Source organism: Streptomyces luteolifulvus (assembly GCF_008806595.1).
GTDB lineage: Bacteria > Actinomycetota > Actinomycetes > Streptomycetales > Streptomycetaceae > Streptomyces > Streptomyces luteolifulvus.
Genome location: NZ_VZRB01000007.1, coordinates 231,703 through 244,999, shown reverse-complemented (window position 1 = coordinate 244,999; position 13,297 = coordinate 231,703). Strand labels below are relative to the sequence as shown.

The 13,297-nt window shown below is 71.5% G+C and carries 10 protein-coding genes and 1 pseudogene; 6 read left to right on the top strand and 5 right to left on the bottom strand.

All coding sequences use genetic code 11. The annotated features are described in order from the left end of the window. Positions 1–43 precede the first annotated feature (43 nt). Positions 44–1,162 carry a phosphoserine transaminase gene (serC, locus tag F7R91_RS13195; protein ID WP_150947885.1) on the bottom strand — a complete coding sequence of 373 codons (1,119 nt, stop codon included), beginning with the start codon at positions 1,160–1,162 and terminating at the stop codon, positions 44–46. Positions 1,163–1,248: 86 nt separating this feature from the next. Between serC and F7R91_RS13190 the strand changes: the two genes are divergently transcribed. The 3 genes from F7R91_RS13190 (at position 1,249) to F7R91_RS13180 (ending at position 6,382) form a co-directional block, all read left to right on the top strand. Beyond that, positions 1,249–4,161 (top strand): FAD-binding and (Fe-S)-binding domain-containing protein, encoded by a 2,913-nt coding sequence (locus F7R91_RS13190; protein ID WP_150947883.1) that lies wholly within the window; start codon positions 1,249–1,251, stop codon positions 4,159–4,161. A gap of 42 nt (positions 4,162–4,203) precedes the next feature. Continuing rightward, the gene (locus tag F7R91_RS13185) at positions 4,204–5,325 is read left to right on the top strand and encodes a lipid II:glycine glycyltransferase FemX (protein ID WP_150947881.1); all 1,122 of its coding nucleotides are present in this window, start codon (positions 4,204–4,206) and stop codon (positions 5,323–5,325) included. Positions 5,326–5,452: 127 nt separating this feature from the next. After that, positions 5,453–6,382, top strand: coding sequence for an EamA family transporter (locus F7R91_RS13180; RefSeq protein ID WP_408056029.1), 930 nt, complete (start codon positions 5,453–5,455; stop codon positions 6,380–6,382). A 99-nt stretch (positions 6,383–6,481) separates the two neighbouring features. Here F7R91_RS13180 and F7R91_RS13175 read toward each other — a convergent pair whose 3' ends face one another. The 4 genes and pseudogenes from F7R91_RS13175 to F7R91_RS13155 form a co-directional block, all read right to left on the bottom strand. Next, positions 6,482–7,255: an SDR family oxidoreductase gene (locus F7R91_RS13175; RefSeq protein WP_150947876.1), complete on the bottom strand. Its 774-nt coding sequence runs from the start codon at positions 7,253–7,255 to the stop codon at positions 6,482–6,484. 469 nt (positions 7,256–7,724) lie between these two features. Then, positions 7,725–7,991: a DUF397 domain-containing protein gene (locus F7R91_RS13165; protein ID WP_150947874.1), complete on the bottom strand. Its 267-nt coding sequence runs from the start codon at positions 7,989–7,991 to the stop codon at positions 7,725–7,727. Between the two features lie 47 nt (positions 7,992–8,038). Next, positions 8,039–8,305 (bottom strand): DUF397 domain-containing protein, encoded by a 267-nt coding sequence (locus F7R91_RS13160; RefSeq protein ID WP_150947873.1) that lies wholly within the window; start codon positions 8,303–8,305, stop codon positions 8,039–8,041. Next, positions 8,265–9,117: pseudogene (locus tag F7R91_RS13155) on the bottom strand (helix-turn-helix domain-containing protein). Before F7R91_RS13155 ends, F7R91_RS13160 begins: the two are co-directional and overlap by 41 nt. Positions 9,118–9,228: 111 nt before the next feature. Here F7R91_RS13155 and F7R91_RS13150 point away from each other — a divergent pair. The 3 genes from F7R91_RS13150 to F7R91_RS13140 are packed head-to-tail and all read left to right on the top strand — an operon-like array spanning position 9,229 to position 13,297. After that, positions 9,229–10,023 carry a TIGR03084 family metal-binding protein gene (locus F7R91_RS13150; RefSeq protein ID WP_150947871.1) on the top strand — a complete coding sequence of 265 codons (795 nt, stop codon included), beginning with the start codon at positions 9,229–9,231 and terminating at the stop codon, positions 10,021–10,023. Further along, a complete protein-coding gene (locus F7R91_RS13145) occupies positions 10,020–11,702 on the top strand; it encodes an acyclic terpene utilization AtuA family protein (RefSeq protein ID WP_150947868.1) in 1,683 nt (560 codons plus the stop codon). The genes F7R91_RS13150 and F7R91_RS13145 overlap by 4 nt, the downstream gene beginning before the upstream one ends. Then, on the top strand, positions 11,699–13,297 hold the full coding sequence (locus F7R91_RS13140) for an acyl-CoA carboxylase subunit beta (RefSeq protein ID WP_150947866.1): 1,599 nt from the start codon (positions 11,699–11,701) through the stop codon (positions 13,295–13,297). The genes F7R91_RS13145 and F7R91_RS13140 overlap by 4 nt, the downstream gene beginning before the upstream one ends.

Here is a 13,297-nt window from a genome sequence, read left to right as displayed (position 1 = left end):
CCCGGTGTTCGCCGGGCGCCCTTCACCGTCGTACCGGAGAGGACTACAGCCTCTCGATCACGTAGTCGACGCACTTCGTCAGCGCCTCGACGTCCGCCGGGTCGACCGACGGGAACATCGCGATACGGAGCTGGTTGCGGCCGAGCTTGCGGTAGGGCTCGGTGTCGACGATGCCGTTGGCGCGCAGGACCTTGGCGACCGCGGCGGCGTCGATCTCGTCGGCGAAGTCGATCGTGCCGATGACCTGGGAGCGCTTGGCCGGGTCGGCGACGAACGGGGTCGCGTACTTGCTCTCCTCCGCCCAGCCGTACAGGCGGGTCGAGGAGTCCTTCGTGCGGGCCGTGGACCAGGCGAGGCCGCCCTGGCCGTTGAACCACTCCAGCTGCTCGTTCAGCAGGAACAGGGTGGCCAGCGCGGGCGTGTTGTACGTCTGGTTCTTGCGGGAGTTGTCGATCGCCGTCGGGAGCGAGAAGAACTCCGGGACGTGGCGGCCGGACGCGTGGACGCGCTCGGCGCGCTCGATCGCCGCCGGGGAGAAGACGCCGATCCACAGGCCGCCGTCGGAGGCGAAGGACTTCTGCGGGGCGAAGTAGTAGACGTCCGTCTCGGCGATGTCGACCGGGAGACCGCCGGCGCCGGAGGTGGCGTCCACCAGGACGAGGGCGCCCTCGTCGGCGCCCGGCACCCGCTTGATCGGGGTGGCGACACCGGTGGAGGTCTCGTTGTGGGTGAAGGCGTAGACGTCGACGCCCGCCTCGGCCTGCGGCTCCGGGTGTGTGCCGGGGTCGGAGGCGATCACGGTGGGCTCGGCCAGCCAGGGGGCCAGCTTGGCGGCCTTGGCGAACTTGGAGCTGAACTCGCCGAAGCTGAGGTGCTGCGACTTGTTGTCGATCAGGCCGTGCGTCGCGATGTCCCAGAAGGCGGTGGAGCCGCCGTTGCCGAGGACGACCTCGTAGCCCTCGGGGAGGGAGAACAGCTCGGAGATGCCCTCACGGACCTTGCCGACCAGGTTCTTGACCGGGGCCTGGCGGTGGGAGGTGCCGAGCAGGGAGGTGCCGGTGGCGGCCAGCGCGTCCAGCGCTTCCGTCCGCACCTTGGAGGGACCCGCGCCGAAACGACCGTCCGCGGGCTTGATGTCAGCAGGAATCTGGATCTCAGCCACGAGGCGAGCGTAGCCGCTGGGGAAACCTGTCCAAAACATAGTCCGTCCGGTGAGACGGGGTTTCTCACGGCTGGTTTGCTGAACGCATGACGGATCTCGAGGCGGAGGTACGCAGGGTCGTCCGGGGTGACGTCGGCTTCGACATCACCTCCAGGGCGCTGACCACCATGGACGCGTCCAACTACCGGCGTGTCCCGCTGGGGGTCGTCGCGCCGAAGGACGCGGACGACGTGGCGGCCGTACTGGAGGTGTGCCGGGCGCGCGGTGTGCCGGTCGTGGCGCGCGGCGGGGGTACGTCGATCGCCGGCCAGGCGACCGGCACGGGTGTGGTGCTGGACTTCACCCGCCATATGAACCGCGTGCTGTCCCTCGACCCCGAGGCGCGCACCGCCGTCGTCGAGCCGGGCCTCGTCCTCGACCGCCTCCAGGAGGCCGCCGACCCGCATGGGCTCCTCTTCGGCCCGGACCCCTCCACCCACAGCCGCTGCACGCTCGGAGGGATGATCGGCAACAACGCGTGCGGCTCCCACTCGGTGGCCTGGGGGACGACGGCGGACAGCGTGCGCGAGCTGTCGGTGGTCACCGCCCGCGGGGAGCGGCTGCGGCTCGGGCGGGGCTGGGCCGGGGCGCCGGGCGGCCTGCGGGAACTGGTGGAGGGCGAGCTGGCGCTGCTGCGCACCGGCTTTCCCGGGCTGCCCCGCCGTATCTCCGGCTATGCGCTGGACGCCCTGCTGCCGGAGCGGGGTGCCGATGTGGCCCGCTCCTTCTGCGGTGCGGAGGGCACGCTGGGCGTGCTGACGGAGGCCGTCGTACGACTGGTCGAGGCACCCCGCGCGCGTGCGCTCGCCGTGCTGGCGTACCCCGACGAGAGCGCGGCGGCCGAGGCCGCGGCCGGACTGCTGCCGCACGGGCCGCTCACGGTGGAGGGGATGGCCGCGGATCTGGTGCCGTCCGCGGCCGTGCTGCCGAGGGGCGGGGCCTGGCTGTTCGTGGAGACCGGCGGCGCTACGGCGGCGGAGGCACGCGCGCGTGCGGAGGCGGTCGTGCGGGCGGCCGATGTCGTCGACTCGCTGGTGGTGACCGATCCGGCCGGGCAGCGGGCGCTGTGGCGCATCCGCGAGGACGCGAGCGGTACGGCGACCCGGATGCCGGACGGCACGGAGGCGTGGCCCGGCTGGGAGGACTGCGCGGTGCCGCCGGCCCGGCTGGGCGCGTATCTGCGCGAGTTCAGGGGGCTGATGGCCGCTCACGGTCTGCGCGGCACGCCGTACGGTCACTTCGGGGACGGCTGCATCCACGTCCGTATCGACTTCGACCTGATGACACCGGCGGGGATCGCCCGCTTCCGGCGCTTCTCGGAGGAGCTCGCCGACCTGGTCGTCTCGCACGGCGGTTCACTGTCCGGGGAGCACGGGGACGGGCAGGCGCGCGCCGAACTGCTGCCCAGGATGTACGGCGCGCAGACGGTGGCCCTCTTCGAGCGGGCCAAGGGGGTCTGGGACCCGGACGACCTGCTCAACCCCGGGATGCTGGTGCGCCCCGCGCCCCTCGACACCAACCTCCGCTTCTCCGTCCTGCCCCGCGAACCCGTGGCCGTCGCCTTCGGCTACCCGGAGGACGGCGGGGACTTCTCGGCGGCGGTGCGCCGCTGTGTGGGGGTGGCGAAATGCCGTACGACGTCGGTGTCCGGCCCGGCGGTGATGTGCCCCTCCTTCCGGGCGACCGGTGAGGAGGAGCACTCCACGCGCGGACGGGCCCGGCTGCTGCACGAGATGCTCGCGGGCGAGCTGGTGACGGACGGCTGGCGGTCGGCCGAGGTCCGGGACGCACTGGACCTGTGCCTGTCCTGCAAGGGCTGCCGGTCCGACTGTCCGGTCGAGGTCGACATGGCCACGTACAAGGCGGAGTTCCTGCACCACCACTACGCGGGACGGCGTCGCCCGGCCGCCCATTACACGATGGGCCGGCTGCCGGTGTGGCTGCGCTGGGTGGCGCGGCTGCGCGCGGGGCGGATGGTCAACGCGCTCGCTTCGGTACGGCTGTTCGCGCGGGCGGCGAAGACGCTCGGCGGGATCGATCCCGCGCGGGAGATTCCGGAGGTGGCGGGGGAGACGTTCAGCCGGTGGTGGGGGAGGAGGCTCGCCGAGCAGATGCGGCGGCTCGCGGTGGAGGGGCGGCGGCCGTTCGGTGACGGGCCGCGCGCGACCGTGCTGCTGTGGCCGGACACCTTCACCGAGCATCTGTCGCCGTCCGTGGGGCAGGCGGCCGTGCGGGTGCTGGAGGCGGCGGGCATCGCGGCGGTCCTCCCGCCGACGCTGCGGATGGGGACCTCATCGGACGGCACATCGGTCCGCTTCAACCCGCTGAGGGCGCGCCGCGGCCGGGTCTGCTGCGGGCTGACGTACGTCTCCACGGGCCAGCTCGACCATGCCCGTACGGTGATGCGCCGCACCCTCGATCTGATGGCGCCGCTGCTGGAGACCGATGTCCCGGTCGTCGTCCTGGAGCCCAGCTGCGCCGCCGCCCTCCGCACGGACCTGCCCGAGCTGCTGCACGACGACCCGCGCGCGGCCCGCCTCGCCGCGCGGGTCCTCACGTTCGCTCAGGCGCTGGAGCGGCTGGCTCCCGACTGGGCGCCGCCCTCGCTGAACCGTCCGGTCGTCGGCCAGACGCATTGCCATCAGCACGCGGTCCTGGGCGACGCGGCCGACCGCCGCCTGCGCGAGGCGGCGGGCCTGACCGGCGAGCTGAGCGGCGGCTGCTGCGGCCTGGCGGGCAACTTCGGCTTCGAGAAAGGGCACTTCGAGGTGTCCAGGGCCTGCGCGGAGGACCAGCTGCTGCCGTCGGTACGGGGCGCGGCGAACGGGACGGCGGTCCTGGCGGACGGCTACTCCTGCCGTACCCAGCTGGAGCAGCTGGCGGGGGTGCGGGGGAGGCATCTGGCGGAGGTGCTGGCGGAGGGACTGGACGCCTCGGAATCCAAGGACGGCCGGGGCTGACGGCCTACGCTGACAAGATCATCCACTGCAAGGAGCCCGCCCATGACCCTCCGTCTGAGGCCCATCTCCCGCGAGGAGCATCTGGCGTTCGTCGCGGCCCGCCCGTCCGCCAGCCCCATGCAGGTTCCGTCCTGGGGCGATGTGAAGCCGGACTGGCGGGCGGAGAGCCTCGGGTGGTTCGACGAGGGCGGGACGCCGGTCGGGGCGGGCCTGGTGCTGCTCCGGCCGCTGCCGAGACTGAAGAGGTACCTCGCGTATCTGCCCGAGGGCCCGCTGATCGACTGGTCCGACCCGGACCTCGGCCGCTGGCTGGAGCCGATGCTCGCGTACCTCAAGGGACGGGGTGCCTTCTCGGTGAAGATGGGCCCGCCCGTCGTCGTACGCCGCTGGAGCCCCGAGGCGGTCAAGGCGGCGATCGCCGACCCGGAGGCGCGGCGCCTGCGGGACGTGGAGCCGACCTCGTACGAGCCGGCCGCCGCCGCGGTCGCCGACCGGCTGCGGGGCGCGGGCTGGCGGCAGAGCGAGCCGGGCGGCGAGGACGGCTTCGCCGTGGGACAGCCCCGGTACGTCTGCCAGGTGCCGTTCGCCGGACGGTCGCTGGAGGACATCCGGCACGGGCTCAACCAGCAGTGGCGGCGCAACATCAAGAAGGCGGAGAAGGCGGGCGTGCAGATCGTCCGCGGCGGCCACGAGGACCTGCCCGCCTTCTACGAGCTGTACGCCGAGACGGCCGAGCGCGACCGTTTCATCCCGCGCCCGCTGCCCTACTTCCAGCGGATGTGGACCGCGCTCACCGCCGAGGACCCCGACCGTATGCGGCTCTACCTCGCACGCCACGACGGCGACGTCCTCGCCGCGGCCACGATGCTGACCGTCGGCGACCATGTCTGGTACTCCTACGGCGCGTCCACCGGCCGCCGGCGCGAGGTCCAGCCCAGCAACGCCATGCAGTGGCGGATGATGACGGACGCCCATGAACTCGGCGCCGCCGTCTACGACTTCCGGGGCATCACCGACACACTGGAGGAGTCGAACCATCTGCTGGGCCTGCTGCGGTTCAAGGTGGGCGCGGGCGGAGAGGCCGTCGAATACCTCGGGGAGTGGGACTTCCCGCTGAACAAACTGCTCCACAAGGCGCTGGACCTGTACATGGCACGCCGTTAGCCGCGGCGGCGCCCCACCATCTGGGACAGCTGCAAAAAGGGTTCACACACCTGTTGAAGTCTATTACCCTGGACTCGGCAGTACATCGCGATGAACGAATCCTGACCCGAGCCACCTGGACCGCCCCGTGACCACGCCCAGCGCCGCCACCTCAGCCACTGAGCCCGACCTCGCACCCATGGGTACCTCGCGTCGCCGGGGTTCCCTCGGTCCCGTCGGGCTGGTGCTGGCCGGCGGCATCTCGGTCCAGTTCGGCGCGGCGCTCGCCGTGACCCTGATGCCGAGGGCCGGAGCCCTCGGCGTGGTGACCCTGCGGCTGATGGCGGCGGCCGTGGTGCTGCTCGTGATCTGCCGCCCCCGGCTGCGCGGACACTCCCGCACCGACTGGGGCACGGTGATCGTCTTCGGTGTCACGATGGGCGCGATGAACGGCCTGTTCTACCAGGCCGTGGACCGCATCCCGCTCGGCCCCGCGGTCACCCTCGAAGTCCTCGGCCCCCTGGCCCTGTCGGTCCTCGCCTCCCGCCGCGCGATCAACTTGGTATGGGCCTCACTCGCCCTCGCCGGCGTCTTCCTCCTCAGCGGGGGAGGCTTCGGCGACCTCGACCCGATCGGAGTCGCCTTCGCCCTGGGCGCGGGCGCCATGTGGGCGGCGTACATCGTCTTCAGCGCCCGCACGGGCCGACGGTTCCCGCAGGCCGACGGGCTCGCGCTGGCGATGGCGATCGGGGCGCTGCTCATGCTGCCGCTCGGCATCGCCGAGTCGGGAGCGAAGCTCATCGACCCGACGACGATCGCCCTGGGCTCGGCGGTGGCGGTCCTCTCCTCCGTCCTCCCCTACACCCTCGAACTCCTCGCCCTGCGCCGCCTGCCCGCCTCCACCTTCGCCATCCTGATGAGCCTGGAACCGGCCCTCGCCGCGACGGCCGGCTTCCTGATCCTCGACCAGGCGCTGTCCGCGGTGCAGGCCGCCGCGATCGCGCTGGTCATCGCAGCGAGCATCGGCGCGGTGCGGACGCAGGTGGGGCGGGGGAGGCCGCGGCCTCCGGAGGTCTGAGGGGCTGCGTTGGCGGCCACCTGCTCCTTGTGCGGGGCGAGGGACGCTACGGCCCCCGGAGGCCTGAGCGGACGCTGAGGCGTCATGCTGCCTGACGCGTCACGCCGCCTCCGCGGCCACCCACTCCTCGTACGTCGGCCCCGCCAGCCGTGCCCCGGCGCCCGGCAGCAGCCCGCCCCCCTCGAACAGCTCCCGCTGCGAGTCGTCCGTGTCGCTCACGGCGGCCACCTTCACCGACGGCTCCCGCCGGGCCAGCAGCAGCCGCACCGCATCCTCCAGGCGCTCCTCGCGCGGCCCGGCCACCTCCGGGAAGGGTGCCCGCGCCCCCGGCGCGTCCTCGGCCTCCGCCAGGTCGACCAACGCCTCGGCGACAGCCCGCGCCGCCACCAGCTGCGTCCGCATCTTCGGCACGTACACGGTGTCGCCCTGCCGCCCCCACTGCACCAGCTGCTCCACGAACTCATGGAACTGCGCGGCCCGCAGCACCCGCGTCGGCACAGGCCCGGCGAGTACGGCCCGCTCGTGCTCCAGCTTCGCCGCGTTGTAACCCGTCGTCGAGCCGTCGATCCCGATGATCGACACGACGACCATCCGGCGGACCCCGGCCTTCTGCCCTGCCTCGTGCAGATTGCGGGCTGCGGCCGTGAAGAACTCCGTGGCCTCCTGCCGGTCGGGCGAGGGGGTGCTCGCGGCGTCGATCACGACGTCCACGCCTGCGAGCGCGTCCGCCAGCCCCGCACCGGTCACGATGTCGACACCGGTCGCCCGGGACATCGGTACGACGTCATGCCCACGCTCCTTGAGCACGTCCGCCACATGCCGTCCGAGCCGCCCGGTCGCCCCGGCCACCGCGATCTTCTTCTCTGCGCTCATGGTCACGTCTCCCACTTCTTGATCCCGAATGTGCGTCGTCATCGGTCTGACGGGCGGGGGGAGGGATGTGTGACAGCTCGGGGGAGGAGTTTTCGCGGGGTGGGGCAGGACGGGGTGCGGTGGGACTGGCGTCGGGCGAGTGCACGAAGAGTTGATCCCCCGCCCGGAGCGCACTCCGGCTGCCCTGCGCGCCGCCTGCGCTGTTGTCGCCCCGCAGCTTCTGGCCGCCTACGACCAGGCTAGGGACCAAGCGCTCGCGGAAGCGGTCGGCATGGTTCTCTCGGTCCCGTCCACGCCTGTCTCAACCACTGGGCGGCTCTGATCGAGATCGAGCGCCACCCGGAGACGGCGAAGGAGTACCGCCGAGCCGCATACCTGGCGCAGGTGGCGGCTGCGCCGGAGGGGGCACGCGAACATCTGGCGGCAGCCAGCATCATCTACCGCGCCGCTGCCAACGCGGAGCGGTGACTCAGCGGACGAAGTGGCCGAGGAACGCGGAGAAGGCGTCCGGGGTGACCGTGAGGATTCCGCCTTCGGGGTTCTTGGAGTCGCGGACGGCTATGTGGGGGGCGAGGTCGGCGACCTCGATGCATTCGCCGCCGCTGCTGCCGCTGTAGGAGGACTTTCGCCAGGCGACGCTGCCGAGTGGCGCGCACTCGATGCAATCACCACCACTGCTGCCGCTGTACGACGATTTACGCCACTGCGCGCGCGTCAGGTCCAGGCTGCTCCCCATAGCGTTCCTCCGTCACGCGGGCGATCAAGGCAAGGCGGAGCGGTGACTCAGCGGACGAAGTGTCCGACGAATGCGGAGAAGGCCTCGGGGGTGACCGTGAGGATTCCGGCGTCGGGGTTCTTGGAGTCGCGGACGGCTATGTGGGGGGCGAGGTCGGCGACCTCGATGCATTCGCCGCCGGTGTCGCCGCTGTACGACGACTTACGCCAGGACGCGGCGCCGAGAGGGGTGCATTCGACACAATCGCCGCCCGTGTCGCCGCTGTACGACGACTTACGCCACGTCGCGCCCGTCACGTTCAGGTTCGATCCCATAGCGTTCCTCCATCACGCGGGCGATCAGGGCCGCCGAGTCGTCCACGGAGTGCGCGGCCGCTTGCAGATGATCGTATCGAACCGAACCCTCCCTGACTGCTTCCGGATTGGCCGTCATGTGCCCCTGGACGAAGTCCTCGGTATAGACGACATCCGGGTCCTTGTCGAAGCGGAGGAGCGTGAACGAGCCCATCAGCCCCGTGTGCGCCCCCGCCTCGAACGGCAGCACCTGGATCTCCAGCCACCGGCGCTTCTGCAGTGTCAGGAGATGTGCCAGCTGCTCGCGCATGACCTCCCGGCCGCCGACCTCCTGATGCAGCACCGCCTCGCTCAGCACCACCCACATCACCGGTGGTTGGTCTCGTTGCAGGATGTGCTGGCGGTCCAGTCGGGCGGCCACCTTGCCGTCGAGGTCGTCCTCGCCCCTCGTGCCGAGCACCGCGCGCGTACGCCTCCGTCTGAAGGAGCCCGTACACCAACTGCGCCTGGTACGTGGAGATATAGGCCGCCCTCGCCTCCATCTCCGCATACGGCTGAAACCACCCCGGCAACTGGCTCCGTAGGACCAGCCCCACCAACCGTGAGAACAACCCGTCCGTTCCCAGCGCCGCATCCACCCGCTCCGAGAACTCCCGGGTCGGCACCCTGGCCGTCGTCTCGATCTGCCCGATCAACGACCCCGTACAGAAGACAACCGAGCCGAGCTGCGCCAGCGTCAGCCCCGCCGCTTCCCGCGCCCGGCGCAACTCGAACCCGTAGTAGTCCAACGGTGAAGCCCCGGGGTCAAGCACACGGCTTCGCAAGCCAACCACCTCCCCTCACCGAGCGTAGCCACCCATAAGCACACAGGTGCCGGAGTTGTGGAAAAACAAATTAATGCAAGCATGCTTGCTTGTTTCCTGGGCCGGTGCCATGCTCACCCCATGGCTGACCCGACGCCCGTGATCGACGAACTGTGTGCGGAGAGCGAGGAACTCGACCGGCTCGTGGCCGGGTTGAGCGCGGAGCGGTGGGCGCTCGAAACCCCCGCCCCCGGCTGGACCATCGCCCACCAGATCGCCCACCTCGCCTGGACCGACCACTCCTCCCTGCTCGCCGTGACCGATCAGGACGCCTTCGCCCGTGAGGTCGAGGCCGCGCTGACCGCGCCCGGGGACTTCGTGGACAAAGGCGCGGAGGAATGGGCCGCCAAGCCGCCCGCGCAGCTGCTCGCGGACTGGCGGAGCGGGCGCAAGGCCCTGGAGGACGCCCTGCGGGCCGCGCCCGACGGTGCGCGTTTTCCCTGGTACGGGCCGCCCATGTCCACCGCCTCCATGGCGAGCGCACGGCTGATGGAGACCTGGGCCCACGGACAGGACGTCGCCGACGCCCTGGGTGTGGTCCGGACCCCGACCGACCGGATCCGGCACATCACCCGCCTCGGCGTCCGCACCCGCGACTTCTCCTTCGGCGTGCACGGACTGCCCGCGCCCTTTGAGGAGTTCCGCGTGGAACTCACCGCGCCTTCGGGCGAGTTGTGGGTGTACGGCCCCGAAGACGCCCCCGAACGCGTCACCGGCCCCGCCCTCGACTTCTGTCTCCTGGTCACCCAGCGGGCGCACCGCGCCGACCTCGCCCTGCACGCCGTCGGCCTGGAAGCGGACCGCTGGCTGGACATCGCCCAGGCCTTCGCCGGCCCGCCGGGCACGGGACGTGAGCCGAAGGGAACGGACCGATGACCCTCCGCATCGGCAACGCCTCCGGCTTCTACGGCGACCGTTTCGACGCCCTGCGCGAGATGCTCACCGGCGGCGAACTCGACGTCCTCACCGGTGACTACCTCGCCGAGCTGACGATGCTCATCCTGGGCCGGGACCGGATGAAGGACCCCGGCGCCGGGTACGCCCGCACCTTCCTGAGGCAGCTGGAGGAGTGTCTCGGGCCGGCCCACGAGCGGGGCGTCCGGATCGTCACCAACGCAGGTGGGCTCAACCCCGCCGGACTTGCCGATCGCGTACGGGAGTTGGCCGGCCGTCTCGGCATCCCCCTCCGCGTGGCGCATGTCGAGGGCGACGACCTCACGGCTGCCCACCCCGGCAGCCTCGCCGCCCACGCCTACCTCGGCGGCTTCGGTATCGCGGCCTGTCTCAGTGAGGGCGCCGATGTCGTGATCACCGGGCGGGTCACGGACGCCGCCCTGGTCACCGGCCCCGCCGCGGCCCACTTCGGCTGGGCCCGGGACGACTACGACCGGCTCGCGGGCGCCGTCGTCGCCGGGCATGTGCTGGAGTGCGGGACGCAGGCCACCGGCGGCAATTACGCGTTCTTCAACGACGGCCACCGTGACGTCCGCCGCCCCGGCTTCCCCCTCGCCGAACTCCACGAGGACGGCACCGCCGTCATCACCAAGCACCCCGGCACCGGCGGTTTCGTCGACGTCGGCACGGTGACCGCCCAGCTCCTGTACGAGACCGCGGGCGCCCGGTACGCGGGACCCGACGTCACCGCCCGTCTGGACACCGTACGGCTCACCCAGGACGGCCCCGACCGGGTACGGATCGAGGGGGTGCGCGGAGAGGCCCCGCTGCCGACCCTGAAGGTCGGGCTCAATCGCCTGGGCGGCTTCCGCAACGAGGTCACCTTCGTTCTGACCGGACTCGACATCGAGGCCAAGGCCGCGCTCGTGCGGGAGCAGATGACCGACGCGCTCGCCAAGTCCCTTCCCGCGGACGTCCGTTGGGACCTGGTCCGCACCGACCGGCCCGATGCGCCGACCGAGGAGACCGCCAGCGCACTGCTGCGGCTCGTCGTACGGGACCCCGATCAGGCGGCGGTGGGGCGGGCGCTCAGCGGGGCCGCCATCGAGCTGGCGCTCGCCAGTTACCCCGGCTTCCATGTGGTGGCGCCACCTGGAAAGGGCGCACCCTTTGGGGTCTTCGAGGATGTGTACGTTCCCCATGGTGAGGTAGACCATGTGGCCGTCCTCCATGACGGGCGCCGGGTCGCCGTGCCTCCGGCCCACGACACCCTCGTACTGGACGACGTGCCGCAGCCGTCCCTGCCCCAGCCGCTGCCGCCGGGTGGACCGACCCGCCGCGCGCCTCTCGGTCTTGTCGCGGGTGCCCGCAGCGGGGACAAGGGCGGGAACGCCAACGTCGGCGTCTGGGCCCGCACCGACGACGCCTGGCGGTGGCTCGCCCACACCCTCACCGTCGACCGGCTGCGTGAACTCCTGCCGGAGACGGCCGGCCTGAACGTGGTCCGGCACGCCCTGCCCGACCTCCGCGCGCTCAACTTCGTCGTCGAGGGCATCCTCGGCGAGGGCGTCGCCGCCCAGCACCGATTCGATCCGCAGGCCAAGGCCCTCGGCGAATGGCTGCGCTCCCGCCACCTGGACATTCCGGAGGCCCTGCTGTGACGGTACTTGCGACCACCCTGGACACCGCAGGCCCGGACTACCGGGCCCACCGCGAGGCCATGCTCGCCAAGCTCGCCGACCTCGACGCCGAGCACGCCAAGGCCCTCGCGGGCGGCGGCGAGAAGTACCTCGCCCGGCACCGGGGGCGCGGCAAGCTTCTCGCCCGTGAGCGCATCGAGCTGCTTCTCGATCCCGACACCCCGTTCCTGGAGCTGTCGCCGCTGGCGGCCTGGGGCAGCGACTACACGGTGGGCGCCTCGCTCGTCACCGGCATCGGGGTCGTCGAGGGCGTGGAGTGCCTGATCACCGCCAATGATCCGACGGTGCGCGGTGGTGCAAGCAACCCCTGGTCGCTGAAGAAGGCCCTGCGGGCCAACGACATCGCGCTCGCCAACCGGCTGCCCTGCATCAGCCTCGTCGAGTCCGGGGGTGCCGACCTGCCGTCCCAGAAGGAGATCTTCATCCCCGGGGGCGCGATCTTCCGCGATCTCACCCGTCTGTCCGCCGCCGGCATCCCCACCGTCGCCGTCGTCTTCGGGAACTCGACAGCGGGCGGTGCCTACGTCCCCGGCATGTCCGACCACGTGATCATGGTCAAGGAGCGGGCGAAGGTGTTCCTCGGCGGGCCGCCGCTGGTGAAGATGGCCACCGGCGAGGAGAGCGACGACGAGTCGCTCGGCGGCGCCGAGATGCACGCGCGTGTGTCGGGTCTCGCGGACTACTTCGCGGTCGACGAGCAGGACGCTCTGCGGCAGGCCCGCCGGGTGGTCGCCCGCCTCAACCACCGCAAGGCGTACGGCGATCCGGGTCCGGCGGCGCCCCCCAAGTACGACGAGGAGGAACTTCTCGGCATCGTCCCGGGTGACCTCAAGACCCCCTTCGATCCGCGCGAGGTCATCGCCCGGGTCGTCGACGCCTCCGACTTCGACGAGTTCAAGCCGCTGTACGGGACGAGCCTGACGACGGGGTGGGCGGCCCTCCACGGCTACCCGGTCGGCATCCTGGCGAACGCCCAAGGGGTCCTCTTCAGCGAGGAGTCCCAGAAGGCCGCCCAGTTCATCCAGCTCGCCAACCAGTGCGACATCCCGCTGCTCTTCCTGCACAACACCACCGGCTACATGGTCGGCAAGGAGTACGAGCAGGGCGGCATCATCAAGCACGGCGCGATGATGATCAACGCGGTCTCCAACTCGCGCGTGCCCCACCTCTCCGTCCTCATGGGGGCCTCGTACGGCGCCGGTCACTACGGCATGTGCGGTCGCGCCTACGACCCCCGCTTCCTGTTCGCCTGGCCCAGCGCCAAGTCGGCCGTCATGGGCCCGCAGCAGCTCGCCGGCGTGCTCTCCATCGTCGCCCGGCAGTCGGCGGCCGCGAAGGGACAGCCGTACGACGAGGAGGCGGACGCCGCCCTGCGGGCCATGGTGGAGCAGCAGATCGAGTCCGAGTCGCTGCCGATGTTCCTGTCGGGGCGGCTGTACGACGACGGCGTCATCGACCCGCGCGACACCCGAACCGTCCTCGGCCTGTGCCTGTCCGCGATCCACACGGCGCCCTACGAGGGCGCGCGCGGTGGCTTCGGCGTCTTCCGGATGTGA